The sequence below is a fragment of the Streptomyces cylindrosporus genome (genome assembly GCF_022698165.1).
Classification (GTDB): domain Bacteria; phylum Actinomycetota; class Actinomycetes; order Streptomycetales; family Streptomycetaceae; genus Streptomyces; species Streptomyces cylindrosporus.
Genome location: NZ_JALDAY010000007.1, coordinates 53402 through 80172 on the forward strand (window position 1 = coordinate 53402; position 26771 = coordinate 80172).

Consider the following 26771-nt stretch of genomic DNA (forward strand, 5'->3'; position numbering starts at 1 on the left):
GGCATCCGCGCCGCACCGGCCGGATGTGCCGAGCCGACGAAAGGCACCCACCGTGCGCCGTCCCACTCCGCAGTCCGTCCGTCGCGCCTGCCTGGCCGCCGCCGCGGCACTGCTGCCGGCCGTCTGCTCCACCCTGCCCGCACAGGCCGCGAGTTACGGCACCCCGACCATCAAGCTCTCCACCGCCTACCTGTCGGGCGCCGTCGGCTCCACCGGCGACCCGACGGTCACCGTGACCGTGGCGCAGAGCGGCGCGGACGCGAGCGCCCTCACCGTCGCCGCGTCGAAGACCAGCAAGTCGGCGGTCGCGGGCACCTCGGACGTCTCCGTCACCGGGAGCGGCACCACCCGTACCGTGGCGGTCACCGCGCACGCCCAGGGCTACGCGGACCTCACCCTCAAGGTCACCGGCCTCGGCGGCAAGACCGCCACCACCACACTGCACTTCGCGGCCTCTCCCGCCGTCCAGTACTCCACGGACGCCCGCTACCTGACCGGCGCGAGTGACGCCTCCGCGGCGGTGGACGTCGGCGGCGGGTACGTGGTGGTCGCCAACGACGAGGACAACACCCTGCGCCTGTACAACGGTGCCGCCTCGGGCGCGCCGGTGAGGACCTGGGACCTCGACAGCGCCCTGAACGCCGACAAGGAGGTCGACATCGAGGCCGGCACGCTGGTCGGGAGCACGATCTACTGGACCGGCTCGCTCGGCAACAACAAGGACGGCGAGTACAAGGCGGACCGCAACACCGTCTTCACCACCACGGTCTCCGGCTCCGGCGCAAACACCTCCCTGTCCTTCGGCAGCGCCTACCACCAGCTCCGCGACGACCTAGTGGCCTGGGACGAGGCCAACGGCGACCGGTACGGCTTCGAGGCCGCCACCGCGGACGGCGAGATCCCCAAGGAGATCAACGGATTCAACGTCGAGGGGCTGGAGTTCGCGCCCGACTCCACCTCCACCGCCTACGTCGGCTTCCGCGCCCCGCTGGTCCCGCCGCAGGCCGGCGGCAAGGCGCTGATCGTGCCCGTGACGAACATGGACAAGGTCGTCACCGGCACCGCCGCCGCCTTCGGTACGCCGATCGAGCTGGACCTCGGCGGACTGTCGGTCCGCGACATCCGCAGGAACTCCCTCGACCAGTACCTGATCCTCGCCGGTTCCTGGGCCGCGGACGACAACAGCGACCCGTACGCCTTGTACTCCTGGGACGGGGTGGCAGGGCACCAGCCGGTGAAGGTGCTGGACCTGCCCACGACCGACGCGGGCGGCTGGGAGTCGATCGTGTCCGTGCCCGACCTCACCCGGCCGGGAGCCCGTGTGCAGCTGATCACCGACGACGGCTCCGCCGACCTCTACGGCGACGGCACCGAGGCCAAGGACCTGACCCACCCGGAGTGGCAGAAGTCCCGCAGCACCTGGTTCACCCTGGGCTGACCCGGCGCCGGGCCCCCGGACGGACAGTAGAGTGAACGGTCCATGCCATAAAGGCCGACCGCATCCGTCCAGGCCACACCCGGTGAAGGAGACACGGTGACCCTGCGCGAGGACGATCCGCGGACCGTCGGCGGATACCGGATCGAAGCGCGCATCGGCACCGGCGGCATGGGCGTCGTCTACCTCGGCCGGTCGGTGTCGGGGCGGGCCGTCGCGGTCAAGGTCGTCCACGCGAAGTACGCGGAGAACGACGAGTTCCGGTCCAGGTTCCGGCAGGAGATCGCGGCGGCCCGGCGGGTGAGCGGAGCGTTCACCGCGCCGGTCCTCGACGCCGACCCGGACGCGGAACGGCCGTGGATGGCCACCGCGTACGTGCCCGGCCACACCCTTGCCGAGCGGGTGACCGAGGAGGGCCCGCTGGACTGGCCCTCCCTGCGCCGCCTGGGCACCGAACTCGCCGAGGCGCTGCGGGAGATCCACCGCGCGGACGTGGTCCACCGCGATCTCAAACCCGGCAATGTCCTGCTCCTGGAGGGCGGCGGCGAGGACGGGGCGGTGCGGGTCATCGACTTCGGCATCTCGCGGGCGGCGAGCAGCGACGTCCGTACCCAGACCGGCATCGTGATGGGCTCGCCGCCGTTCATGGCGCCGGAGCAGTTCAGCAGCCCCCGCGATGTCGGCCCGGCCGTGGACGTCTTCTCGCTGGGCGCGGTGCTGGTGTACGCGGCCACCGGGCGCAGCCCCTTCGAGGCGGAGAACGCCTACCTCGCCGCGTACAACACCGTGCACAGCGAGCCGGAACTGGGCCGACTGCCGCAGCCTCTGCGGCCGTTGGTGTCCCTGTGCCTCGCGAAGGAGCCGACCGCGCGGCCGACCTCGGCCGAGGTGCTGGAGACGCTGGCCGCGCTGCCGGAGGAGGTGACCGACGGGGAGCCGCAGGGCAGCCCGGCGCCCGTGGTCACGGAGACGGTGACCACGCTGCCGCCCGTCGCGGGCAAGAGCGGGCGGCGCGGGAAGAAGGTGTGGTTCGCGGTGGCCGGCGCGGCCCTGCTGGGCCTCGCGGGCACGGTCGTCGGGGTCAATCTCGACGACGCCCCGGCGGCGAGCCCCGGCCGGGCCGGCGTACGGGCGACCGGGACTCCGGCCGTACCGGCGGGCTGGAAGCCCTGGCACAACGCGCTCGCGTCCGACAAGGACGACCCGAAGAGCATGGGCATGGGCTCGGCCTGCACCCCGGATGCCCTCGGCGTGTTCTGCTCCTCCCCGACGGTCGCGCTGCAGCGACTGAGCCCCGCGACCGGGCAGGTCGACTGGACCAAGCCGATGAGCGACAAGCAGGTCTCCGGCTTCTCGCTGAGCGAGCCCGTCGTGCTCGACGGGGTGGTGTACGTCAACAGCGCCGACCGCAACGAGGGAGTGGACGCCTTCGACGGCCGGACCGGCAAGCGGCTGTGGCATCTGAACGGTCCCGTCGGGGAGTTCGACGCCCTGAGCGGCGTACTGCTCGTACGACTGGACAAGCTCACGCTCCAGGAGGCGGACGACGGCGCGAGCTATGCGGCGTACGAACCTCGCACGGGCAAGGAGTTGTGGCGGCGCAAGCTGGTCTCGAAGTCGGCCCAGCCCTTCTACGAGGGCTCGGACGGGGTGCTGTACGCCGATCTGCGCGGCGGTTCCGGCGGGATCGCGCGCATCGACGCCCGCTCGGGCCGGACGCTGGGCGCGGTCACTCCGCCGAAGGGTGATCTGTGGCTGGCCACGGTCCATGACAGCACGGCGTACTACGCGCGCTGGGAGGACAACACCGGGGTCTCCGCCGCCTTCTTCATCCAGGACCTCACCAGCGGGAAGACCCGCCGCATCGACTTCCCCTGGAGCGTGGAGCCGGAGGCGCCGCCGCTCGTGCGCGGCGACACCATGTACATCTTCGACTACGGCAACGAGACGCTGCTCGCCCTCGACCTCAAGCGCGGCAAACCGCTGTGGACCAGCTCCCGCGACCTGCGCGTGTTCAGCGAACCGTCCCTGCACGACGGGCGGTTGTACGTGAACCTGCCCGACACCAGCGTCATCGCCCTGGACCCGCGCACCGGCAAGGAGATCGGCCGCACCGCGCCGTCCTTCGACACGGAGGGCACCTCCTTCGAGGAGCTCTCCCCGAGCGGGACGCCGCCCTTGCTGGTGGGCCGGGTGCTGTACGGGGTCAGCGGACCGGGGGTCTTCTCGGTGGCCGACGTGACCTGAGCGGCCCGGCCGGAAAAGAGGCAGCCTTGTCACGGGCGGAGTCTGCGCGTCAGCCGACGGCAGCGGACTCCTCCGGGGCGTGGCTGTGGTAGCGGAGCAGGAGCATCGCCGCGTCGTCGTGCGGCGGGCCGCCCGCGTGCCGGACCACGTCCTCGCGCAGGCTGTCCAGGGCGCTCTGGGCGTCGGCCTCCTTGAGGAGGTACGCGCGCTCGCCGAGGGGGTAGAAGGTGCCGCGGTCGTCGCGTGCCTCGCTCACGCCGTCGGTGTACAGCAGCAGTTGCTCGCCCGGGGCGAAGCCGACGGGGAAGGGCCTGGGGCTGCCGTCCCCGTACCCGCCCAGGCCCAGCGGCAGCGCGTAGGCGGGCGGCCGGGGGAAGTCGGCGGTGCCGTCCTCGTGGACGACCATCGGCGGCGGGTGCCCGTAGTTGAGGAAGACGGCCTTGTGGTCGGCGCCCACCTCGGCGAGGATCGCGGTGACGAACTTCTCCCCTTCCAGCACCCGGGCCACACTGCGCTCCAGCCGCTCGCCCAGCCGCACCAGGTCGGGCTCCTCGTGCGCCGCCTCACGGAAGGCGCCGAGCACCACGGCGGCCGTCTCGACAGCGGCCAGGCCCTTGCCCTGCACATCGCCGACGATCACCCGCACCCCGTGCGGGGAGGCGACCACCTCGTACAGGTCGCCGCCGATCCGGGCCTCCGCGACGGCCGAGGTGTACGACACCGCCGCCTGCAGCGGCCCCGCGGTCAGCGGCACCGGCCGCAGCAGCACCCGCTGGGCGACCTCCGCGATCGAGCGCACATTGGCCAGTTCGGCCTCCCGGCGACCGCGCATCACGGCGGCCGCTATGCCCGCGCCGGTCACCCCGATCACGGACACCATCGCCATGAAGCCGCGGCGCTCCTGGAACAGCCCGTCGTACAGGCCGAGTGCCACGCACAGCAGCAGGGCGGCCGCGCCGAACACGGCGGTACGGCGCCAGCCGCCGACGAGTCCGGCGAAGGCGGGCCCCAACGAAGCCAGCGGCAGGAATCCCAGGCCGGGCCCGGTGAGGACGTCGCCCACGGCCACGGTCGCCATCACCGCGACCGGCAGCCAGGCCAGCACGGTGTGGCTGCGCTGCGGCTTCGTTGCGGCCATGGCGTGCTCCAAGGCGTCCCTGCGCTCAGGGGCCACCAAGGGCCCCTTCCCCACCTCTCGACGTCGAACAGACTGCCAGCCGGTGCTGTGAACCGCCTTCGCTTTACCCAATTGAGGCCGAGAGCGGACATTTACCGACCAACCTCCGCCAGAGCGCCGAGCAGACCGGCCGCGGCCTGCCGCAGGCGTGTCAGGCCGAGGGTGGCGTGATAGCGCACGGGTCGTGCGGGTCTGCGAGCCCGTCGTACTGCGGGCAGGGCTTGGGGCAGGTTGGCCAGCGCTTGATCAGCGACCTTGCCACGGCCTGGCGCTCCCACGGGCGCAGCCCGCCGTCGACCAGCGCCCTCAGGCCGTCCACCGCCCTTGCTCCGAGTTCGGGGTCGGCGTCGTCGAGGAGCGGCAGCAGCCGCCATACGGCGTCCCAGTCGCCCGATTCCCCAACGGCCCGGGCGGCAGCCGCACGGGGGGGGCCGGGCAGTGTGCGGTCGTGGAGTGTCGCTCGAACGCCTCGGTCGCCGCCTCGCCGTCCAGGGCCAGCCGGATCGCGGCGCGCGAGGCCCTGGCCGCACGATCGGGTTCTCGTCCGCCATGAGTGCCGGGAGCGTCCGTGCGCCCGCGTCCCGGTCCCCGAGCCGCCCGAGGGCCTGCGCCGCGGCCGCCCGCACGTGGGGATGGGGGTCGCGTGTGGCCCGTACGAGATGAGCGCTGTGCTCGGACCGGCCGAGCCTGCCGCGCGACGCCGCGCGTCCGCATCCGATGCCGCCGACTCCCGTACGAGGTATGCGATCTGATGCTCGGCGCACATGCCGTCACCCCCGCGGAGCGAGACTCCTGGGGCGTGCGGAGGTTGTGCCTGGTGCGGGCGCGGTGAGTCGGCTCAGGCAGTCGAGGGCGGTCCCCCGGCCGCCCTCCCAGCTCGCGGCGGCGAGCACCGCGGCCGCCGCCCCCGTGCCCAGCACGGCGCCGGCGATGACGTCGCCCGGATAGTGCACGCCGGTGTGGATGCGGGAGTAGCCCACCGCGCAGGCCAGCAGGCCGAGCGGGACCGTGGCGGCCGGGAAGGCGGGGCCCACGGCCGCGGCGAAGGCGACGGCGGAGGCGGTGTGGCCGGAGGGGAAGGACGCGGAGGCCGGCATGGGTACGTGCCGTCCCGGGAACGGCGAGTCCTCGGCGCGGTGCGGACGCGGCCGGCGCAGCAGCCGCTTGCCGATCAGGTTCGCGGTCGCCGAGGCCACGGCCACCGCCCCGACGCCGAGCACGGCGGCGCGGCGCGAGCTGCCGGGGCGCAGGGCCAGCAGGCCGGCGATCGCGAAGGAGATCTTGGAGTGATCGGCCGCCGCGGACAGCCGGCGCAGGGCGTCGTCGAGCGTGGGTGTCCTGGTGACCGTGACGGCCTCGTAGAGCGCCTGGTCGAGGGCGGCGAGATCACGCAACAGGCCTCGCTCTGCCGGGTGTTCGGGCGGCGGACGGTCAGGCATCGCTGTGCTCCTGCTTCTTCTCGGTGGGAACGGGGGTGCGGCCGAACGCGAGGCGGACCACGCGCCGCCAGTCGACGGACGGTGCGACGTAGGGGGCGCCGGGCCGGTGTCTGGGCACCCGCACCCGCAGTGCTCCGGGCCGCACCGTGCAGACGACCGGCGGCGGCAGGGTGAGCGCCTCGCCGTCGACGGCCACCGCGATGAGCTCCTCCTCGGCCTCCACGACGACCTGACGTGCCGTCAAGGACGTTATTCCGGCCGCCCTTTCGCCGAGCAGGACCACTTCGGCGGCCTGCGCCGCGCCCTCGACGCGGACGGCGATCACGCCGAGTCTGCCGCTGTCGAGCCGGGGGCGGCGCCCGCCGGCGAGCGGATCGGCGCGCGCGTACGGGTTGTTGCTGACGAGAAGTGCCTGCGGTGCGTGCAACTCCTTGTCGTCCACGCGGGCTTCGAGGGTGGTGCCGGCGTCGCCGGCGAGGAGGTCGGGGAGTTGGTCGAGGGCGGTGGCCGCCTTGGCGTCGCGGTAGTCGGGGCTCTGCACGATCTCCGCGTACGTCCCGAACGAGACCGTGTTGACGAACGGCCGCCCGGAGACATCGCCGAGGTCGACGCGGAGTTCGACGCCGTCGGTGAGTGCGTCCAGGCTGTTCGCGGGGTTCTCCCGGTCGAGGCCCAGGTCCATGGCGAAGTGGTTGCGGGTCCCGGCCGTGACGACCATGAACGGCAGCCCGTGTTCGGCGGCCACCCCCGCCACCAGGGCCTGGGTGCCGTCGCCGCCGGCCACGCCGAGCAGGTCGGCGCCCTCGGCCACCGCCTGGCGGGCCAGCGCCACCGGGTCGGGGTTCGTGTCGAGGTCGAGGAGGATCACGCGGGCGCCGAGGGCCTGGGCCCGCTCCACCAGGTCGAACCGGCCGACCTTTCCGCCACCCGACCGGGGGTTCATGATGAGCACGGGCCGGCGCGGCGGACGGGCCGAGCGGGAGTGCATCCCGTGCGGCTTGCGCAGGCGGCGCAGGGCGCTCCTGGCGCAGGCCAGCGCGGCGGTCCACGACGCGAGCGACGCCATCGCCACCACCCACAGGCCAGACACCGCGTACAGCACCAGGACGGCCACCGGGGCGGCCATGGCCAGCAGAGCGCCGAACAGACGCGCCGGTCCCCGGTGCGCGAGCGCCCACCAAAGACCCGCACCCGCCAGGCCGAGCCCGACCAGACCGAGCACCAGGACCGCCCACTGCCCGGCGGTCGCCACGAAGGCGACGGCCCCGGCAAGGCACAGCAGCGCGAGCCGGGCCAGGGACCGAGCCGCGCGCAGCTCTCGGCCGGAGCCGCGCGGCTCCGCCTCGCTCGTCGTACGGGTCACGTTCATGCTGCACGGGCGGTACGCCCTGCCTCCCCCTCCATGGTCGTCACGGCCTGCCGGTGCGGCACCCCGGCGTCCATGATCCCGGTCCGGCCGGAACGGCGCCACCAACGTGGCCTGCTCCCCAGTACCACCGTGTACGCCCCCCAAGCGCTCCTCCGTTGTGATGGCGCGCGCCGTCGGAGTTCGGCCTTTCTGCCGGTCGCAGGCAGGTGTTCGACTGGTCAGACGTGCGGGTTGACAGCATGGGCGGTTCCGTCGGCCGGGCCCTCCGACGGCCGGGAAATCGCCCGTGACCTGCGGGGATCCCCGCGGGGGCCGCCCTGGGACCGGGCGCGGACCCGGTGTCGTACTGCCTGCTGAGACGTCAGCGGCGACTTCCGGCCGGTTGGGGCTTGGCGTGATGGCACGTGCCGGGCGGTGGCCGAAGTGCCGACACCCCGTCAGGGTGCGCTTCCATTTGTGTGCGATCCATGCAGACGGCAAGGAGCACCTGTGCTGAGACGCGACGCCTTCAGACTGCCCCGGCATCCGACCTCGGTCGCCTGTGCCCGGCGGCGCGTTCGGCACCACCTCACCGCGTGGGGGCACAAGCCCGACGACGAGGTCACCGAGGAGGTCGTGCTGCTCGTCTCCGAGCTGGCGGCGAACGTGGTGCGCCACGCGCCCGCGCAGGCGCAGGAGTTCGAGATCGCGGTGACCGCGCTGGCGGACGACTCCTGCTTCATCGAGGTCTCCGACGAGAGCCCGACCCTGCCGTCGCTGCGGGCCGTGTCCTGCTGGGAGGAGGAGAGCGGGCGCGGACTGCGGCTGGTCGACGAACTCGCCCGCACCTGGGGCGTCCATCAGCGCGGCGGACACGGCAAGACCGTGTGGGCCCTGATCACTTCAGGCCCTCCCTAGCCGGACGCCCGCCGTCCCGACCCGGCCCGCGTGCCCCGACGGGATCAGGGTGGGCGAGTCCCCGCATTTCGGGTACCCGTGGGCTTGGAACCGCCCCCTCCGGGGTGGGTCCGAGCCGATGCCGAGGTGCAGCCATGGGTGATGCGCAGCGCGTCACGGAGTCCGACCGCCTGCCGGACGAGTGGGGCAGGATCCTCGACCTGCTGCGCCGGACGCGCGGCTTCACCTTCACCGGGTACAAGCACGGCGTGCTGGAGAGGTCCGTCAGCCGTCGGATGGCCGTCCTCGGCATCACCTCCTACACGGCGTACCGGCAGCGGCTCGCGGCCGGCCCCGGCGAGTGCGATCTTCTCCTGCGCGCGCTGCTGATCGGCACCACGTCCTTCTTCCGCGACCCGTCGGCCTGGGACTACCTGCGTCGGGAGGTCGTTCCGGAACTGCTGGAGGAGAGCGTTCCGGGCAGGGAGATCCGGGTGTGGAGCGCCGGCTGCGCCCGCGGCGAGGAGGCGTACTCGCTGGCGATCCTGTTCGCGGAGGCGATCGGCCGGGGCCCGGTGCTGCCCGATGTGAGGATCTTCGCCACGGACGTGGACCCGGACGCGCTCCAGGTCGCGCGGAGCGGGCTGTACCCGGGCAAGGCGGTGACCGCGATGCCGTCGCGGTTGCGCGACACCTACCTGACTCCGCAGGGCGACCAGTACCGGATCCGTTCCGGCCTGCGGTGCTCCGTGGTGTTCGGCCGACACGACATCATGCGCGACGTGCCGCTGTCCGGGGTCGACCTGCTGGTCTGCCGCAACACGCTGATGTACTTCGACACCACGACCCAGGCCGGGGTCCTGGACGGGTTCCGCTTCGCCCTGCGTGGCGGGGGGTTCCTCTTCCTCGGCCGGGCGGAGACGCTGGCGATCTACGGCCACGACACGTTCGTACCCGTGGAGCGGCGGCAGCGGGTCTACCGGCGGCTGCCGGACGGCCCGGCGGCGACCGAGCACCGGCCGGCTGCCGCCCGGCGACGCGATCGACGGCGCTGAGACTCGGCTGCCCGGACGCGCCGGGATGCTCTCAGCCGTGCGGAACGGTGCCGGTGTCGAGGGCCGCAGCGCGCAGGGCCGCGGCGAGCCGGGCGACCGGTTCGGTCGGCGGCTGGGGCATGCGGGCCAGCAGGAGGCGCCGCTGTTCCTGGGGGCCGCCGCGGACCGGCAGGACGCGTACGCCCGCGGGCGCGGCGGGCGCGAGGACGGCGGGCACGGTGGTCAGGCCGAAGCCGGCGGCGACCAGGTGCAGCTTGGCCAGCCAGTCGCGGGCGGTGTGGACGATCTCGGGCCGTTCGTCGAGGCCGGGCCACACCCCCATCAGCCGGTCCTCGCCGGAGGTGGAACCGGCGATCCAGCGCTGTCCCCGCAGATCGGCCACGTCGACGTACTCGCCGCGCGCGAGCGGATGGGAAGCGGGCAGGGCGAGGCACAGGGCGCGCTCGCTGAGCGTGCGCAGGGCCAGCGGCGGCGATTCGGCGTCCGGTGGCCGGAACGGCGGCGCCGACGCCAGCAGCGCGAGATCCAGGCTCCCGGCCCGCAACGCGCGGACCAGCGCCGGGGTGCTGCCCTCCCGGGTGACGACCCGCAGGGCGGGATCCGTCTCGCGCAGCCGGGCCAGCGCGCCGGGCAGCAGTACGGCGCCGGCGCTCGGGAACCAGCCCAGCCGGACGGTCCCGGCCTGCCCGGGCAGGCCGGACAACTCCCGGGCGGCGGCGTCGATCTCGTCGAGCACCGCCCTGGCGCGCCGCAGCACGACATGCCCGGCCGGGGTCAGCCGTGCGCCGTCCCTGCGCCGCTCCAGCAGTTCCGTGCCGGCCGCCCGTTCGATCGCGGCGATCTGCCGGGACACCGCGGACTGGGTGTAGCCCAGGGAGGCGGCGGCCGCGGTGAAGGTCGCCTGCTCGGCGACCGCTCGGAAGACCCGCAGTGCGGTGAGGGACACATCGGTGAAGTCCATGACGATTCCGCATCGTAGCTGTGCCTGGTTCTCGTTGGACTCATGGCACGGGGGTTCCTAGCGTTGCCTGCATGACCTCATCACGCATCGCCCTCGTGACGGGCGCCAACCAGGGTCTGGGCCGAGCCCTCGTCGAGGGGCTCGCGGCCCGGATGGATCCCGAGGACCTGGTCCTGCTCACCGGCCGCGACCCACGGCGCGTCGCCGACGCCGCCCGGGAGGTGGCCCAACTGCCCGGCACACGCAGCCGAGTCGAGGGACGGGTGCTGGACGTCACCGACACGGACGCCGTCGCACGGCTCGCCGACGAGCTCACCGCGCAGCACGGCGGGGTGGACGTGGTGATCTCCAACGCGGTCGCCCGCGTCCTCCCCGACGAGTCGCAGGCGGCGCGCGCCGACGAGTTCATCGACGTCTCCAACACCGCCACCCATGCCCTCCTGCGTTCCTTCGGCCCCGTCCTGCGCCCCGGCGGCCGGCTCCTTGTGGTGGCCAGCAGCCTGGGCACCCTCGGCCATCTCGACCCACGGCTGCACCACCTATTCGACGGGGCGGACCTGGAGCAGGTCGAGTACGCCGTCGAGTCCTGGCGCACCGCCATCCACAACAGGACGTCCGAGGAGGCGGGTTGGCCGCGCTGGCTCAACGTGCCCTCGAAGGTCGCCCAGGTCGCGGCCGTGCGCGCGGTCGCCGCCGAACGCCGGGAGCGGGACCTCGCCGAGGGCACCCTGATCGCCTCGGTGTGTCCCGGGATGGTCGACACGGCCACCTCCCGCCCCTGGTTCAGCGACTACAGCCAGGCCCAGTCCCCCGCCCGCGCCGCCGGTCCCGTCCTCGACCTGGTCCTCGCCGACCACGTGGACCCGGCCCTGTACGGCGAGTTGGTGCGCTTCGGCAAGCCCCTGCCGTGGCACGACGGGACGCCGCTGGTCGAGCAGGACCGGCTGCTCACGCCCTGACCCGGTCGCCCTAGGGGCAACACCCGTCCCCGGGCGCGGACTTGGCGCCCGTTTCCAGGCGGCAGAAGCAGGACGCCTCGACCGGTACGTCCGCCAGTGCCGTGGCGATCTTCAGCTGCTGGGCCACGATCGCGGCCTCGCCCGCCTTGCCGAGCCGTACGAGGCATTCGTGGAAGCCGTGCAGGGCCCAGACGTTGCCCGGGTGCTGCTGGGCGCGCGGGAGGGTGCCGTCGAGCCCGAGGTCGGCGCGGTAGACCGCCTCGGCCTCGGTGACCCGGCCCTGTTCGAGCAGCAGCGCTCCGTAGGCGTGCCGGGTGGGTTGCATCCACCCCCAGGGCTCGTCGTACGGGAGGCCGTCGTCGAGCTCGATCGACCGGCGCAGGGCCGCGAACGCCTCCTCGTAGCGGCCCTTGCGGTACTCCAGTTCGCCGTCGAGCATCGCGGCGGCGATAGCCAGGATGTCGGCGCAGGTGTTGTTGAACAGCATCCGCGTCTCCGGCACCCGCTCGACCGCCGCCCGGAACAGCTCGCGTTCGGCGTCGGCCTCCTCGACGCGGCCCGTGGCGGAGAGGGCGACTCCGCGCGCGTAGTGCAGCATCGCCGTGGTGACGCAGTACAGGCGCGGGTCGTCGGGCATGGGGAGGCGCAGGACGTCGTCCCAGCGGCCGAAGCGGATCAGTGCGTGCACCCGCATGGCGAGGAAGCCCTCCAGCCAGTCCGCCATGGGCGGGCTCTGCACGCGCAGCAGTTCCTCGGGCACGGCCGCTTCGAGCCGTCCCACCGTGTCGATCGCCTCCTGGAAGCGGCCGAGGAACATCGCGCCGTAGATCTTGAAGTGGAGGTTGTGGCACCGGTAGAGGGTGTAGAAGTTCATCGCCCCGGCCTCGGCGTGGTACTTCTCGTCGGCCTCGATCGCGTCGGTGTTGTCGGTGATCACGCGGCGGTAGTCGCCGCAGAGGACCTCCAGGTGCGAGGGCATGTGCAGGAGGTGTCCCGCGTCGGGCACGAGGCCGCGCAGCCGGTCGCCGGCGGGCAGGGCGGCCTCGGGGGTCGGGGACATCTCCATCAGGTGGATGTAGAGGTGGAGCAGGCCCGGGTGGACCGTGCCCGCCGCCGTGCCGAGCGCCCGCTCCAGCACGGCTCTGGCCTCGGTGGTGCGCGAGCCCGCCGCGGGGGTGCCGGTGCGGATGTCCCACAGCTGCCAGGGGGTCAGGTTCATCATGGCGTCCGCGTACAGGGCGGCCACGTCGAGGTCGTCGGGCGCCAGTCGGTGAACGGCCCGCATGCTGTCGGCGTAGGCGGTGTTCCACACGGCGCAGGTCTCGACCGCGGGAGCCTGCCGCTGCGGGTAGCGGGCGCGCAGTGCGCCGACGAGGGCCTGCTCGACCGGTGTCGCGCCGGCCGCTTTGGCGTGGGCGCGTTCGACGGCGGCGTGGGTGCGCTCGACGGTCCGCGACAGGTCCTGCTCGTCGAAGAACTCCCACGGCTTGTTGTAGTTGGGGCCCAGCGCGTAGGCGATGCCCCAGTCGGCCATGGCGCAGTCGGGGTCCGCCGCGGCGGCCGCCTCGAAGCAGCGGACGGCCTCTTCGTGGTTGAAGGCGTACGTCCAGTTCAGGCCCCGGTCGAACCACGTCTGCGCCTCGGCGGACGAGGTCGTCACGCGTCGGGTGTGGCCGCCGAGGTCGTAGTAGGTCATCCGGGCTCCTCAACGCTGCGGCCACCGCTTCGCACGATGCCCTCATCATGCCTTTTCGCCGCTACGGCGACCTGGTGGGCGCGCGCCGTGCCGCAGTGAGCCCTGTGTGCGCCTCCACCACCCTGGGGAAAAATCGCCATGTGACCGGTCGTCGGCCGGACATGGTGCAGCCCAGCCCCGCGTCGTCGAGAAAGCAGGTCCGCTCCCGTGCTGTTGCGTCTTCCCGAGTCCGTGTCCGAAGCACAGGAGTGCCTGGCGGAGGGTGCGGTGCCCATCGGCGGGGCCACGCTCGTGTGGGCCGGGTGGCAACGGGACGGATTCCCCGAGCAGGCCATGTCGCTGCGCAACCTGCCGGAGGCCAACGTCATCGCGCCGGGCGCGCTCGGAGCCGCCGTGGTGCTGAACCGGATAGACGACCGCGTGCCCGAGGTGCTGCGGCGGGCGGCCGGCTCGGTGGGGACCGGTGCGGTACGCCGGACCGCCACCGTCGGCGGCAACATCGTCGGCAGCACGCTTCGCTGCCTGCTCCCCGCCGCGCTGGTGCTGGACGCGCGCGCCACCGTGCTGGAGCGGGACCGGGTCTTCGAGACGGACCTCGCCGAACTCCTCGCCAAGCACCACCTGTTGGTCAGCCTGCGCTGGAGGGATCCGGTCGCGAGCAGTTACCGCAAGCTGGAGGGCGAAGCCGGCGGCCCGCCGCCCTTCGTCGTCGCCGCCGCGGTGCACGATGTCGGGGACGGGCCCGGTCTGCTGCGCGTTGCCGTGCGCGACGGGTACGAGGTGCTCGCCGACAGCGCCCCTTGTGACGCCGGGCCCGAACAGGCGATCGGTGCCCTGCGCGACACGGCCGTGGGCACGCTCCCCGACGCGGCCTGGGACGTGGTGCGCGAGCAGGTCACCGAGCTCCTGGACCGCCCGGAGGTCGGCTGAGGCCGTCGGGCATCAGGAATGACCTCAGTACGGTGAGCATCTCGTCGGGCGTCTCCTCCGCGGGGTAGTGCCCGCAGCCGGGAATGACCGCCGTCTCGACGTCGTCGGCGGCGAGCCGCATCGTCGCGCCGACGCCCTCGCCCAGGTTCTCCCCTCCCCCGATCGCCAGAACGGGCAGCTCCAGTCGCCGCGCCCGGCGCCGCTCGTTCTGCGCGACGGTGGTGTCGAGCGCGCGGTAGAACTCGAAGCTGGAGCGCAGTGCGGCCGGGTCCTCGGCGAGGGTGTCGACGTAGTGCCGTACCGCGTGATCCGGCAGCGGCTTCGCGGCCTTCGTGGCGAACTGGTGGCCGAAGAAGAGGTCTTCACGGCCGCGGACGAGGTCCTCGTTGAGACCGGAGAGCCGGTTGAAGGCGAAGTGCCACAGACGGTCGTTGGTCTCGCGGCTGCTGTGGAGCGGTGGGGAGGGGGACAGTCCCGGGATGGCCGCCTCGGCGACCGCGAGGCGGTCGATGCGGCCGGGGTGGTCGGCGGCGAGGGCGTAGCCGACCCACATGCCCACGTCGTGCCCGACCATCGAGAACCGCTCGTGCCCGAGCGCCGCCATGAGCGCCACCGCGTCGCTCGCGAGCGTGCCGGTGTCGTAGCCGTCGACCGGCTTGCCGGACTCGCCGACGCCCCGCGGGTCGAGCGCGACGACGCGGAAGTCCCGGGCGAGCGCGGGCATGAGCAGCCGCCAGGCGTACCAGGCCTGGGGCCAGCCGGCGTGGAGCAGGAGGGCGGGCCCCTCTCCGCCGGTGACGGCGTGCAGCCGGACGTCCCCGACATCGACGTGACGACTGGTGAAGGTGCGGGCGAACCCCTCCGGGAGTCCTGGCGCCCGCGAGACGCAGCCCCGGCCCTCGGGGGCGGACGGGCCACTTGCAGCGTTCGTCACCATCATCCTCGTCCTCGTTTCGCCGGCCGCGACGGGCGACCGCAACGCTATCCATCTTGGATCGATCGGTCAAAGATGGTGGGCGCATACTTGGACCGGTCGATCCAGGCGCGGGAGGGTGAGCGGCATGTCCGGCCGGAAGCAGTTCGACGTCGGCACGGCCCTGGACCAGGCCATGCGGGTCTTCTGGCAGCACGGGTACGAGGGCGCCTCGCTCGACGCGCTGGGCTCCGCCACCGGCCTCGGGCGCGGTTCGCTGTACGGCGCCTTCGGCAACAAGGACGCGCTGTTCCGCCAGTGCCTCGACCGCTACGCCTCGATCTACGCGGCCCGGCACGAGAAGGCCCTCGCGGCGCACCCGGGCGATCCCGTACATGCCATGGAGGCCTTCTTCGACGCGACGCTGGCCCGCATCGCCGATCCGTCGGTCCCGGTCGGCTGCCTCATCGCGCAGTCCGCCGCCCAGTCACCGGCGCTGAAGGCGGAGAACGGCGCCCGTGTGCGCGCTTTGGTGGACGCCCAACGGCGCCGGGTGCGCGGGGCGTTGGAGGGCGCGGCCGCCCCTGACGTACTCGACGAACTGGCCCTCTACGTCGTCGCCGTCAACCAGTCCCTCGCCGTGCTCAGCCGCGCCGGCACACCGGTGGAGGAACTGCGCGTCGTCACCCGCCTGGCCTGCGCCACGGTGGCGCACACCCTCGCCGAAGGAGCCTGAATGCGTCTCGGAGTGGTCGTCGCCGTCCTGTACTGCACGCAGTTCAGCAGGGAGCTGGACGACGCGGAGGCCGAACGGCTCGTCGGCATGATCCTGGAGCGCCCCTTCTACGACCTCACGGTGGAGGAGCAGTACGCGGGCATCGAAGCGGCCCTCACCGCCCAGTTCTGGGACGAGGACCTGTCCTGGCAACCGCACGACGAGGCGTCGATCCGTGACTTCCTGCGCCGCCTGCTGGACCTTCTGGACGCGCGGCGCCCGTGGCCGGAACCGCCGGTGCGCGCGCTGGGATTCGACCGCTGGGAGGAGTACAAGCACGGCGTGCTGCTGGCGCACGTACGTCTGCGCTCGCCCGCCCAGGACCGGCTGCACGCCCGCCTGCGGACCGTGCCCGGGGACCCGGAACAACTGCGTGGCGTCGTGCTGCGGCTCGGCTCCGGGGACGAAGTCGCCGTGGTGGCACCGCCGTTGCCCGACGGGTACGACGCGGTGCTGATGGCGCTGCCGCCGCACCGGAGCGCGACGCAGGTGATCGACGCGTTCGTCACACACGCGGAGTGCGAGCGGGACCGCGTGTCCCCGCCGGGGCGAGGGTGGCTCCGGCGCCGGGGCGCGCCGCTGCCTCCCGGGGTGCGGCCGGCCCGCGCCTGAGTTCAGCGGTCCAGGTCGTCCGCGTCCAGCACCTCGTCCGGCTTCGGCGCGCGCACGTCGAGCGTCTCGTCGAAGTCGCCGAACGACGTGGTGGTGTGGAAGTCGCCGCCCTTGTAGACCGTCTTCAGCAGGTACGGCTTGCCCTGCGTCGCCACGTAGAAGGTGTACGTCCCGCCCTTGTCGGCCTCGTCGGTGACCGTGAGCGCGACGGCCTCCTTGCCTTCGACGCGGGTGGGCCTGCCCTTCGTCGCCGTGCCGAAGGAGTCGAAGGTCCGCTCGCAGGAGGTGAGGCCCTTGTCGCCGTCCTGACCGGCCTCGACCGGCGACTTGATCCACAGCTTCTGTTCCGTGTCGACGTCGGTGTCGCCGTTCCAGCGCCGGAGGTAGGCGCGGTCCGGTCGGACGTAGTCCGTGCCGCCGATGCGGATCTGTTCGAGCGTGCCGCCCTCGGACCAACTGGTCCTGGCCCGGCACCGCTTGTCGAGGTCGGTCACCAGCCGGGTGGTGACCGTGCCGCCCTTCGTCGCGGTGCTGCTGACGTCGACCGTCACCGACTTCAGCGCGCGCATGGTGTCGTTGGCGTCGTCGAGCAGTTCCTCGGCGGACCGGTCCTCGGTGCCGCCGTCGCCGCAGCCCGACAGGGCCGCTCCCGCCAGCAGGCACGTCAGTGCGGCGGTCACCGCGGCAGGCATGTTCCGCATGAAAGGGCTCCCCGTTGTGGCCATGATCAGCCCGGGGAGCCTACCAAGGGCCCGGCTCCCGGCCGTTCAGTCCGCCGTCTTGCGTGCGAGCGCGTTGTTGGCCGTCGAGTTGTGCACGCTGAAGCTGACGGCGTCCGAGCGGTAACGGTCGTCCGACCACTCCACGGGCCGCCCCTCGCGTGTCGTGGTGACGCGGCGGACGCGCAGCAGGGGGCTGGTGCGGCGGATGCCGAGGAGCTCGGCGTCCTGGGCGCTCGCCGCGACCGCGTCGATGACGTGCTCGCCGTAGGCGAAGACGAGGCCGGTGCTGTCGAACAGCTGCTGGGTGACCGACGCGGCGTCGGGGTCGATGACCTCGACGGCGGGTGAGATCCAGTCGGCGTACACCGTGCGCTCGACGAGCACCGGCTCGCCGTCCAGTCCGCGCACCCGCAGGACGTGCAACACCTGCGTGCCCTCGCGGAGTTGGAGCCGCGCCGCGTCCTGCGCGCTGGCCGGCAGGTACTCCTGCGCCACCACGTGCCCGGTCGCCTCACGGCCCATCGCGCGCGCCCACTGGGCGAAGCTGCGCAGCTCGGCGAAGCTCTGGCTGCGACGGCTGGCGAGGACCACCCGGCGGGCGCCCTGGCGGGAGCCGATGAGCCCTTCCGTGGTCAGCGCGGCGACGGCCTGGCGGACGGTGCCGCGCGAGACGCCGTAGTGCGCGGCGAGCTCGGTCTCGGCGGGCAGCCTGCTGCCGACCGCGTACTCCTCGCGGTCGATCGCCCGCCGCAGTTCGTCGGCGATCTCCTCGTGTCGCGTCGCCACCGTTCCCCTCCGAATCTGCTGCTGTGCACAGCGTGAACAGGCTAGACGAGACCCTACAGTGAGCGCGCTTACCCGCGATTGTGCAGGGAATCGGGGGTCAGGATTTCGCCAGTGTTTACGAACACGTCACCACAGGCAGCCTTACTGAGGCCAACTTGTTCAGACAAGTTCCGAGTTTTGTGCGTCCCCTGCGCCCCTCCTGGAGTCACCGTGTCCCAGTCGAGAACAGCCGTCCTGACCGGCTCCCTCGCCGTCGTTGCCGCACTCGCCCTGAGTGCCTGCGGCGCCGCTCCCGACAACGCGTCGACGACGGCCGACGGCAAGAACGCCGCGACCGCAACCTCCGCGGCCGGCTTCGGCGGCCTCGACGCCCTGGTGAAGGCCGCCAAGAAGGAGGGCACGCTGCACGCCATCGCGCTCCCCCGCGACTGGGCGAACTACGGCGCCCTCATCGACGGCTTCACCAAGAAGTACGGCATCAAGATCACGGTGGAGAACCCGGACGGCTCCAGCCAGGACGAGATCAACGCCGTCACCTCCCGCAAGGGCCAGGACCGCGCCCCCGACGTCCTGGACCTCGGCTCCTCCTTCGCGCTCAGCGCCGCCCAGCAGGGCCTGCTCGCGCCGTACAAGGTGGCCTCCTACGCCGACATCCCCACCGGCCAGAAGGACCCGCAGGCCCGCTGGTACAACGACTACGGCGGCTACATCTCCATCGGCTGCGACGCGAAGCGGGTCAAGACCTGCCCGACGACCTTCGCGGACCTGCTCAAGCCGCAGTACAAGGGCCAGGTCGCGCTCAACGGCAACCCCACCAAGTCGGGTTCGGCCTTCGGCGGTGTGTACGCGGCGGCGCTCGCGAGCGGCGGCTCCTTCGACGACATCCAGCCCGGCCTGGACTTCTTCGCCAAGCTGAAGAAGAACGGCAACTACACGCCCGTGGAGTCGACTCCGGCGACCGTCGAGAAGGGCGAGACGCCGATCAGCATCGACTGGGACTACCTCAACGCCGGGTACGCCGAGGAGTTCAAGTCCAAGGGCCTGGACTGGAAGGTGGCGATCCCCTCCGACGGGCAGTACGCCCAGTACTACTCCCAGGCCATCAACAAGGACGCCCCGCACCCGGCGGCCGCCCGGCTGTGGCAGGAGTACCTCTACAGCACCGAGGGCCAGAACCTGTGGCTGAAGGGGTATGCCCGGCCGGCCCTGATGACCGCGATGGAGAAGGCCGGCACCCTCGACAAGACGGCCGCCGCGAAGCTCCCGCAGGTCTCCGGTACGCCGTCCTTCCCGACCGAGGCCCAGCAGAGTAAGGCCAAGACGGTCATCGCGCAGGGCTGGGCGAAGGCCGTCTCCGGATGACGGCCACCCTCCCGAGGACCGATGTGGTGCCCGCCGCTTCCCCGAAGCGGCGGGCCCGCGCCGGCGGCGTACTCGCCGTCGTGCCCCTCCTCGCCTTCACCGCGATCGCTTTCGGGGTCCCGGCGATCGCCATGCTGAACGGTGCGTTCAGCGTCAAGGACCAGGCCACGGGCGCCAGTTCGTACAGCACTCAGAACCTGACCACCTCGCTGCAGGGCGCGTACCTGACCGCGCTGCTCGGCAGCGTCAAGCTGTCGGCCGTCTCCGCCGGCATCGGGACGCTCCTCGGGCTGCCGCTCGCCCAGGTGATCGTGACCTCCCGCTTCCGGGTACTGCGCGAGGCCGCGCTCACCGCCTCCGGTGTGCTCGCGAACTTCGGCGGCATCCCGCTGGCCTTCGCCTTCGTCGCCACGCTCGGCAACGCGGGCGTACTGACCCGGCACCTGGGCCTCACGGACGCGGGCTGGGACCTCTACAGCTTCTGGGGTCTGGTCATCGTCTACCTGTACTTCCTGATCCCGCTGATGGTGCTCACCATCACGCCGGCCCTGGAGGGCCTGCGCTCCCAGTGGCGGGAGGCCGCGCAGAACAACGGGGCGACGGGCGTCCAGTACTGGCGGCACGTCGCCCTGCCGGTGCTGCTGCCCTCGCTGCTCGGCGGTTTCGTGCTGCTCTTCGGCAGCGCGTTCGCCGCGTACGCCACCGCCGCGGCCATGGTGGGCAGTTCGGTCCCGCTGGTCACCCTGCAGATCGCCGACGCCATCTCCGGCAACGTGCTCGTCGGCCAGGAGAACGTCGCGCTCGCGCTGAGCCTCGACATGGTCCTGGTCGCCGGGCTCGTCATGGCCGTGTACCTGCCCCTGCAACGACGGAGCGCGCGATGGCTCGACGCCTGAACCCGTGGCGGTGGGTCGTCCTCGGCCTGGCCGCCCTGTACTTCCTGGTCCCGCTCGCCGCCTCGGTGGTCTTCACCGTCGACGTGCCGGGCCAGGGCGTCACCTTCGACGCCTACTCGCAGATCGTCTCCACCGAGGGCTTCGGCTCCAGCCTGCTGCTCTCGCTGGAGCTGGCGGCCGCGACCATCGCCCTGGTCCTGCTGCTGATGGTGCCCGCCATGGTCGCGCTGCGGCTGGGCGCGCCCCGGCTGCGGCCGGTGGTGGAGGTGCTGTGCTCGCTGCCGCTGGTCGTCCCGCCGATCGCCTTCGTCGCCGGGATCGCCACCGTCCTCAAGTGGGGCCCCGAGTACCTCTCCCGCACCCCGCTGTTCGAGACGTTCGTGGCGATCCAGAACCCGAGCTTCCCGTTCGTGCTCGTCCTCGCCTACGTGGTGATGGCGCTGCCGTTCGTGTACCGGGCGCTCGACTCGGGGCTGCGCGCCATCGACGTACGCACTCTCGTCGAGGCCGCCCGCAGCTGCGGGGCCGGCTGGCCGCAGGCGCTGCTGCGGGCCGTGCTGCCCAACCTGCGCGGGGCGCTGCTCAACGCGTCCTTCCTCACCCTCGCCCTGGTGCTCGGCGAGTTCACCGTGGCCCAGCTGCTCGGCTTCCAGCCGTTCGCCGTGTGGATCTACAGCGTCGGCGGCTCGCAGGCCCAGCTGTCCGTCGCCGTGTCCGTGCTGAGCCTGCTCGTCACATGGGCCCTGCTCCTCGCGCTCGCCGGCCTCGGCGGACGCGACCGTACCGCTTCGTCCCGGGGATGAACCATGACCGCCACCACGCTTGAGAAGACGGCCGTCGACAAGGCCGCCACCGTCGAATTCCGGGGTCTGCGCCGGGAGTTCGGGGCGACCGTCGCCCTGGACGGCCTCGACCTGACCGTGCGGCCGGGTGAGTTCCTGGCCCTGCTCGGCCCCTCCGGGTGCGGCAAGACGACCGCGCTGCGCATGCTCGCCGGGTTCGAACACCCGGACTCCGGCGAGGTGCTGGTCGACGGCGAGGACGTCACGCGGGTCCCGGCTCACCGCCGTGACGCCGGGATGGTCTTCCAGTCGTACAGCCTCTTCCCGCATCTCAACGCCCTCGACAACGTGGCGTTCGGGCTGCGGATGCGGAAGGTGGGGACGGCCGAACGCCGGTCCCGTGCAGCCGAGTTGCTGGAGCTGGTCGGGCTCGCCGACAAGGGCGACCGGTTCCCGCACCAGCTCTCCGGCGGCCAGCAGCAGCGCATCGCGCTCGCCCGCGCCCTCGCGCTGCGGCCGCGCGTCCTGCTCCTGGACGAGCCGTTGTCCGCGCTCGACGCCAAGGTGCGGCTGACGCTGCGCGAGGAGATCCGCCGCCTGCAGCAGGAACTCGGCATCACCACCCTCTTCGTGACGCACGATCAGGAGGAGGCCCTGTCCGTCGCCGACCGGGTCGCCGTGATGCGCTCGGGACGGCTCGAACAGTGCGCCGCACCCGCCGAGTTGTACGGCCGGCCCGCCACCGCCTTCGTCGCCGAGTTCGTCGGCACGATGAGCCGGATCCCCGGCCGGCTGTCCGGTGACACGGTGGAGGTGCTCGGCGTACGGCTGCCCGCCGACGGGACGCTTCCCGCGGACGGGGTGGTCGACGTGCTGGTGCGGCCCGAGGCCGTGCAGGTCGCCGCGGACGGCGCCGGTGACGCCCGGGTGATCGCCGCCGCCTTCCTCGGCGCGGCCACCCGGCTGACCGTGCGCCTCGCCGACGGCACCGAGGTGAAGGCCGACCTGCCCACGCACGAGGCCGCCGCGCTGGGCGCCGGGACCGCCGTACGGGTGTCGCTGCCCGAGCGGCCGGTGCTGGTCGCCGGACGACCGGCCTGACACCCCACACTCGTAACCCATCAGATCCCATCCGATCCCATCCGTTCCCCCCACCCGAAGGCAGTTACCGTGACCCAACCCCCGCTCCAGGCAGTCCTGTTCGACATGGACGGCACGCTCGTCGACACCGAGCGACTGTGGTGGGAGGCGGTGCAGGACATCGCGACGGAGCTGGGCCGGCCGCTGGCCGAGGCCGACCAGCCGGAGGTGCTCGGCCGGCCGGTCGAGCACACCGCCGACTGGCTGGCCGGGCTCACCGGGGCGCGGGACCTCGCCGCACGGCTGCACCGGGAGTTCGCCGAGCGCGTCCGCACCGGCATCGTGCCGCGCCCCGGCGCGCTCGCCCTCCTCGACGCCCTCGCCCGCGACGGCGTGCCGACCGCCCTGGTCACCGCCTCTCCGCGGTCGGTCGCCGACAGCGTGCTGGCCGTGCTCGGCGCGGACCGCTTCCGCGTGTCGGTGACCGCGGACGACACCCCGGCCACCAAGCCCGACCCGGACCCCTACCTCGCCGCCTGCCGGGCCCTCGGCGTCGACCCGGCCCGCTGCGTGGCCGTCGAGGACACCCCCACGGGCGTCACCTCCGCCGAGGCCGCAGGGTGCGCCGTCCTGGCCGTGCCCTCGCTCGCGCCCATCGCCCCGGCCCCCGGCCGGACGGTGGTGCCGAGCCTGGCGGAGGTGACACCGGGCCGGCTGCGGGACCTGGTCCGGCCCCGGCTGCGGGTGCTGAGCTGGAACCTCTGGTACGGCGGTACGAAGGTCGACGACCACCGCGCCAAGCAGCTCAAGGTGATCCTGGACACCGAGGCCGACGTGGTGGGCCTGCAGGAGACGGCCGGCACGGCGGCCCGGGAACTCGCCGAGGCGCTGGGCTGGTACCACCACGAGGCCGGCGAGAACCTCGGCGTCATCAGCCGCCACCCCATCACGGCCGGCCTCGGCGACCCCGATGTCGGCTTCTACGGGGCGGCCGGCGCCCGCATCTGCGTCGACGGCCTCCGCGAGGTGGACGTGTGGACGGCCCACCTCCACTACACGCCGTACGGGCCCTACGAGGCCGCCTTCGACGGCCTGCCGCCCGCCGAGCTCATCGCCCACGAGGGCGTACGGCTGGGGCAGATGCGGGAGGCGCTGCGGTGGATCGCCGAGTCGGGTGGCGCCGGACGGCCCGTGATCCTCACCGGGGACTTCAACTGCCCCTCCCACCTGGACCGGCCCGACGTGGACTGGCCGGTGACCTGGGCCGCCGAGGAGGCGGGCCTGCGCGACTCCTACCGTGAGGCCCATCCCGACCCGGTCCTCGCCCCCGGCCACACCTGGTCCCCGATCCACCCGGTGCACGAGGAGGATCCCGCCCGCCCGGAGCCGCAGGACCGCATCGACTACGTCCTCCACAACGGCCGCGGCCTCGACGTGATCGACGCCCGTACGGTCGTCACCGGTGTCCCGCGCCCCTGGCCCGACGTCGCCGGCAACGACTGGCCGTCGGACCACGCGGCGGTCCTGACGACGTTCGCCCTCACCCCTCCGGAGTGATCCTCAGGTCGCCGAGCGCCTCGGTCGCGGCGTCGAGGAAGCGCTGCCGCGCCGATTCCACGTCCGTGGCGCCGTCCCACGACCCTTGGTAGAGGATCCGCTCGGCGATCCGCACCAGGCGTTCCTGGAGGTCGGGGTCGCCGGTCTCCCGGTAGCGGGCGTTGGCCTCGTCGAACTCGGCGCGTACGGCCTCCGGCAGCTCCATGGCGGTCACGGCGGTGAGGGCCTCCTCGGCGACCACCGCCACGCTCCGGGGCCCGACGATCCGGATGCGGAAGACGGTGGTGAACAGCCGTCCGCCGAGGTCCTGCACCCGTCTCCAGTTCTCGTACCTCGGCGGGAGCTCGCTGTGGAACCGCCCCCGGGCCAGGGTGTATTCGTGCCAGGCGGTGAGGAACTCGGCGTACGCCGTGCTGCGTTGGCCGCGCACCCACTGCTCCTGCTCGGCGTGCCGCTGATGGCGGATCTGGTGGAGGAGGGCCGCCGCGTTGCGGTCGGCTCCGATCTTCGCGCCGAGGATCGCGGCAAGCCCGCCCAGTGCCGCGCCCAGCACACCGACCGCTCCCGCCGCGATCGCGGCGACTCCTTCGTCCATGCGGTCATCCTCACCGCCGCCCCGCCCGGGCAACCCTGACGCACCGCCGCCCGGCGCACGCGAAGTGGCCGGGCGGCGGACGTCGTCGTGGGGCGGGGATGTCAGGGAATCAGATACCACTTCTCGATGTAGCCGACGTCACGTGCCAGCCGGTCCTGGACGCGCAGCTTCCAGGTGCCGGAGACGGGCTGGTCGGAGGCGTCGACGACGAAGGTCTGGTCGACGTTGTCGGCCGAGCCGCCGCTCCGGTTGAGCAGGGAGTAGACCTTGCCGTCCGGGCCGACGAGGTCGACGGTGAGGTCTCCGCGGTAGGTGTGAACGATCTTGACGTAGACCTCGGTGGCGGTGGAGGCGTTGCCGTCGCGGTCGGCGACGGTGACCGGGGACTCCACCGCGGCTCCGGCGTCGGGGATGTCGACCCGGGTGGCGTTGCCGTACAGCTTCGCCACCCGCCAGGTGAAGGTCCGGGTCGCGGTCGAGCCGGTGTCGTCGGTGACCGTCACCTTCACGTCCTGGGTGCCGACGGTGGTCGGCGTGCCGCTGATCAGGCCCGTGGGGCTGATGGTCAGGCCGTCGGGCAGGCCGGTCGCCGAATAGGTGAGCGCGGAGCCGGAGTTGGTGGTGTAGGCGTCGATCTGGAGGGAGACCTGGTCGCCGACCCCGCTGGTCTGATCGGCCGTTGCCGCGATGTTGACGCCCGGTGCGATGCGCGGGCCCACGTTGATCGCGGCCCAGGCGTCGGAGACGGCCAGGTACGTGGGGCTGTAGGCGCCGAACAGGTCGGCCGCGGCCTGGAGGGTGGCGGTGCGCGCGCCCGCGTAGTTGGTGGTGGAGGTCATGTACGTGGTCAGGGCCCGGTACCAGATCCGCTGGGCGTTCTCGATGCCGATGCCGGTGACCGGGAGGCCGTCGTGGGTGGGGCTGTCGTAGGCGACCCCGTTGACGGTCTTGGCGCCGCTGCCCTCCGAGAGGAGGTAGAAGAAGTGGTTGGCGGGGCCGGAGGAGTAGTGGACGTCGATGTTGCCGAGCGAGGAGTCCCAGTAGTCGCGGGAGGTGCCGTCCCTGGACGGCTTGTCCATGTAGCGCAGCGGGGTGCCGTCGCCGTTGATGTCGATCTTCTCGCCGACCAGGTAGTCGGGGACGTCGGCGGGCAGGTCGGCGTGGAACTCGACCGCGGCGGCGAAGATGTCCGAGGTCGCCTCGTTGAGGCCGCCCGACTCGCCGGAGTATGTCAGGCCGGCGGTGGCGCTGGTGACGCCGTGGCTCATCTCGTGGGCGGCGACGTCGAGGGCGGTGAGCGGGTGGGTGTTGCCCGAGCCGTCGCCGTAGGTCATGCAGAAGCAGGTGTCGGACCAGAAGGCGTTGACGTAGTTGTTGCCGTAGTGGGCGCGGCTGTAGGCGGCGACCCCGTCGTTGCGGATGCCGTTGCGGCCGAAGACGTCCTTGTAGTAGTCCCAGGTGGCCGCGGCGCCGAACGCGACGTCCACGCCCGCGGTCTGCCGGTCGGCCGGGGTTCCGTCGCCCCAGATATCGTTGTCATCGGTGAACAGGGTGCCCGTGCCGGAGGTTCCCTGGTTGAGGTCGTAGGTGCGGTGACCCGCGCGGTCGCCGTCGACGAGCTGGTAGGTCGAGCCGGACAGCGTGGTGCCCAGCGGCACGGTTCCGTTGAACTGGCCGGTGCCGGTGCCGGTTTCGACGCCTTGGTAGCGGAAGAGTTCCTTGCCCGTGCGGGCGTCGGTGATCACGTGCAGTTCGCTGGGTGTGCCGTCGTGCTGGAAGCCGCCGACCACCGACTCCCAGGCCAGGGCGGGCTTTCCGGAGGCGGCCCAGACGACCCGGCGCGGCGTGCCGTCGATCTCGGCGGCCTTCGCTCCGGCCCTCCGCGCGGCGGTGAGCGCCCGCGTCTTCGCGGTGCCGGCGGTGACGCTCGGCCTGGTGGCCGGGACGGTGAGCGTGGCACCGGTCGCCCTGGTGCTCGTGGTCCGGCCCTTCCCGGTGTGCACGACCAGGTCGCCGCCGAGGACCGGCATTCCGGCGTACGTCCGCTCGTAGCGGGTGTGGGTCGTTCCGTCGGCGTCCTGTACGACGTCCTTGACGACCAGCTTCTCCTTGGCGCCGAGACCGAGGGTCCGGGCGGTGGCGGCGGCCTTGTCGGTGGCGTTCTCGACGAGGGCGGCGCGGCGCGCCGGGGTGAGCGGGACCTGGGCCGCGCCCGACTTCGGCGTGGCGAGGATCTTTCCATGGCCGCGCGCGGCGGGCGCCGCACCGGCGGTGCCGGTCTGGACTCCGGTGGCCAGCAGCGTACTTATGGCCGTGAGGGCGAGGGCGAAGGTGTATCTGGAGCGGTGCGAGGAAGGGTGTTGCCGCGACAAGTCGTTCTCCTTCTGCAGGGGCGAAGGAACCGTGCATGTTGTGAACACACGGTGAAGTCCGCGGACAGCAGACTGGCACCCGACCCACCCGCTTGTCATGAATGCAACAACACAACGGCCGGAAACCGCCGCCAACTTCCGGTCCCGTCAGGCCAGTTCCGGACTCTCAAGCGAA

General features: G+C 72.5%; 24 protein-coding genes. 13 read left to right on the forward strand and 11 right to left on the reverse strand.

What is annotated here, in order from left to right; translation table 11 throughout:
* Nucleotides 1–52 precede the first annotated feature (52 nt).
* Nucleotides 53–1438, forward strand: a complete 1386-nt coding sequence (locus MQP27_RS22915) for a DUF3616 domain-containing protein (RefSeq protein WP_372511282.1) — start codon at nt 53–55, stop codon at nt 1436–1438.
* Between the two features lie 96 nt (nt 1439–1534).
* Entirely contained in the window at nt 1535–3682 is a 2148-nt protein-coding gene (locus MQP27_RS22920; RefSeq protein WP_242767210.1) for a serine/threonine-protein kinase, read from the forward strand.
* Nucleotides 3683–3731: 49 nt separating this feature from the next.
* Here the strand turns inward: MQP27_RS22920 and MQP27_RS22925 are convergent, their stop codons facing one another.
* The 4 genes from MQP27_RS22925 to MQP27_RS22935 form a co-directional block, all read right to left on the reverse strand.
* Nucleotides 3732–4820, reverse strand: coding sequence for a PP2C family protein-serine/threonine phosphatase (locus tag MQP27_RS22925; RefSeq protein WP_242767211.1), 1089 nt, complete (start codon nt 4818–4820; stop codon nt 3732–3734).
* Nucleotides 4821–4951: 131 nt separating this feature from the next.
* Entirely contained in the window at nt 4952–5623 is a 672-nt protein-coding gene (locus MQP27_RS51725) for a HEAT repeat domain-containing protein (protein ID WP_372511283.1), read from the reverse strand.
* Between the two features lie 6 nt (nt 5624–5629).
* Nucleotides 5630–6298 carry a phosphatase PAP2 family protein gene (locus MQP27_RS22930; RefSeq protein WP_242767212.1) on the reverse strand — a complete coding sequence of 223 codons (669 nt, stop codon included), beginning with the start codon at nt 6296–6298 and terminating at the stop codon, nt 5630–5632.
* Nucleotides 6291–7667 (reverse strand): diacylglycerol/lipid kinase family protein, encoded by a 1377-nt coding sequence (locus tag MQP27_RS22935; protein ID WP_242767213.1) that lies wholly within the window; start codon nt 7665–7667, stop codon nt 6291–6293. Before MQP27_RS22935 ends, MQP27_RS22930 begins: the two co-directional genes overlap by 8 nt.
* 489 nt (nt 7668–8156) lie before the next feature.
* Between MQP27_RS22935 and MQP27_RS22940 the strand changes: the two genes are divergently transcribed.
* Nucleotides 8157–8564: an ATP-binding protein gene (locus MQP27_RS22940; RefSeq protein ID WP_242767214.1), complete on the forward strand. Its 408-nt coding sequence runs from the start codon at nt 8157–8159 to the stop codon at nt 8562–8564.
* Between the two features lie 134 nt (nt 8565–8698).
* A complete protein-coding gene (locus MQP27_RS22945; RefSeq protein WP_242767215.1) occupies nt 8699–9598 on the forward strand; it encodes a CheR family methyltransferase in 900 nt (299 codons plus the stop codon).
* A gap of 31 nt (nt 9599–9629) precedes the next feature.
* Here MQP27_RS22945 and MQP27_RS22950 read toward each other — a convergent pair whose 3' ends face one another.
* Nucleotides 9630–10559, reverse strand: a complete 930-nt coding sequence (locus MQP27_RS22950; RefSeq protein WP_242767216.1) for a LysR family transcriptional regulator — start codon at nt 10557–10559, stop codon at nt 9630–9632.
* A gap of 71 nt (nt 10560–10630) precedes the next feature.
* Between MQP27_RS22950 and MQP27_RS22955 the strand changes: the two genes are divergently transcribed.
* Nucleotides 10631–11518, forward strand: a complete 888-nt coding sequence (locus MQP27_RS22955) for an SDR family NAD(P)-dependent oxidoreductase (RefSeq protein ID WP_242767217.1) — start codon at nt 10631–10633, stop codon at nt 11516–11518.
* Nucleotides 11519–11528: 10 nt separating this feature from the next.
* Here MQP27_RS22955 and MQP27_RS22960 read toward each other — a convergent pair whose 3' ends face one another.
* The gene (locus MQP27_RS22960; protein WP_242767218.1) at nt 11529–13214 is read right to left on the reverse strand and encodes a tetratricopeptide repeat protein; all 1686 of its coding nucleotides are present in this window, start codon (nt 13212–13214) and stop codon (nt 11529–11531) included.
* A gap of 207 nt (nt 13215–13421) precedes the next feature.
* On the opposite strand from MQP27_RS22960, the gene MQP27_RS22965 reads away from it, so the two are divergent.
* Nucleotides 13422–14144: an FAD binding domain-containing protein gene (locus MQP27_RS22965; RefSeq protein WP_242767219.1), complete on the forward strand. Its 723-nt coding sequence runs from the start codon at nt 13422–13424 to the stop codon at nt 14142–14144.
* Here the strand turns inward: MQP27_RS22965 and MQP27_RS22970 are convergent.
* Nucleotides 14110–15084 (reverse strand): alpha/beta fold hydrolase, encoded by a 975-nt coding sequence (locus tag MQP27_RS22970; RefSeq protein WP_242767220.1) that lies wholly within the window; start codon nt 15082–15084, stop codon nt 14110–14112. The genes MQP27_RS22965 and MQP27_RS22970 overlap by 35 nt on opposite strands.
* Nucleotides 15085–15205: 121 nt before the next feature.
* Here MQP27_RS22970 and MQP27_RS22975 point away from each other — a divergent pair, with 121 nt between their 5' ends.
* Nucleotides 15206–15793, forward strand: a complete 588-nt coding sequence (locus tag MQP27_RS22975) for a TetR/AcrR family transcriptional regulator (RefSeq protein WP_242767221.1) — start codon at nt 15206–15208, stop codon at nt 15791–15793.
* Nucleotides 15794–16444: a hypothetical protein gene (locus MQP27_RS22980; RefSeq protein ID WP_242767222.1), complete on the forward strand. Its 651-nt coding sequence runs from the start codon at nt 15794–15796 to the stop codon at nt 16442–16444. It abuts the gene before it with no gap.
* A gap of 2 nt (nt 16445–16446) precedes the next feature.
* Here MQP27_RS22980 and MQP27_RS22985 read toward each other — a convergent pair whose 3' ends face one another.
* Together MQP27_RS22985 and MQP27_RS22990 are read right to left on the reverse strand one after the other, a co-directional pair.
* Entirely contained in the window at nt 16447–17145 is a 699-nt protein-coding gene (locus MQP27_RS22985) for a hypothetical protein (RefSeq protein WP_242767223.1), read from the reverse strand.
* A gap of 66 nt (nt 17146–17211) precedes the next feature.
* The gene (locus MQP27_RS22990; protein WP_242767224.1) at nt 17212–17952 is read right to left on the reverse strand and encodes a GntR family transcriptional regulator; all 741 of its coding nucleotides are present in this window, start codon (nt 17950–17952) and stop codon (nt 17212–17214) included.
* 210 nt (nt 17953–18162) lie between these two features.
* Between MQP27_RS22990 and MQP27_RS22995 the strand changes: the two genes are divergently transcribed.
* The 5 genes from MQP27_RS22995 to MQP27_RS23015 all read left to right on the forward strand — a co-directional run bounded on the left by MQP27_RS22995 (nt 18163) and on the right by MQP27_RS23015 (nt 23629).
* On the forward strand, nt 18163–19314 hold the full coding sequence (locus tag MQP27_RS22995; RefSeq protein WP_242767225.1) for an ABC transporter substrate-binding protein: 1152 nt from the start codon (nt 18163–18165) through the stop codon (nt 19312–19314).
* The gene (locus MQP27_RS23000) at nt 19311–20210 is read left to right on the forward strand and encodes an ABC transporter permease (protein WP_242767226.1); all 900 of its coding nucleotides are present in this window, start codon (nt 19311–19313) and stop codon (nt 20208–20210) included. Before MQP27_RS22995 ends, MQP27_RS23000 begins: the two co-directional genes overlap by 4 nt.
* Complete coding sequence (locus MQP27_RS23005) at nt 20195–21013, forward strand: ABC transporter permease (RefSeq protein WP_242767227.1); 819 nt, start codon at nt 20195–20197, stop codon at nt 21011–21013. Before MQP27_RS23000 ends, MQP27_RS23005 begins: the two co-directional genes overlap by 16 nt.
* Before the next feature lie 3 nt (nt 21014–21016).
* Entirely contained in the window at nt 21017–22093 is a 1077-nt protein-coding gene (locus tag MQP27_RS23010; RefSeq protein ID WP_242767228.1) for an ABC transporter ATP-binding protein, read from the forward strand.
* Between the two features lie 69 nt (nt 22094–22162).
* Nucleotides 22163–23629, forward strand: a complete 1467-nt coding sequence (locus MQP27_RS23015) for an HAD-IA family hydrolase (RefSeq protein WP_242767229.1) — start codon at nt 22163–22165, stop codon at nt 23627–23629.
* On the opposite strand, the gene MQP27_RS23020 is transcribed toward MQP27_RS23015, so the two are convergent.
* Both MQP27_RS23020 and MQP27_RS23025 read right to left on the reverse strand, forming a co-directional pair.
* A complete protein-coding gene (locus MQP27_RS23020) occupies nt 23613–24224 on the reverse strand; it encodes a hypothetical protein (RefSeq protein ID WP_242767230.1) in 612 nt (203 codons plus the stop codon). The two genes, MQP27_RS23015 and MQP27_RS23020, sit on opposite strands and share 17 nt — an antisense overlap.
* Before the next feature lie 101 nt (nt 24225–24325).
* Nucleotides 24326–26596, reverse strand: coding sequence for a M4 family metallopeptidase (locus MQP27_RS23025; protein ID WP_242767231.1), 2271 nt, complete (start codon nt 26594–26596; stop codon nt 24326–24328).
* Nucleotides 26597–26771 lie beyond the last annotated feature (175 nt).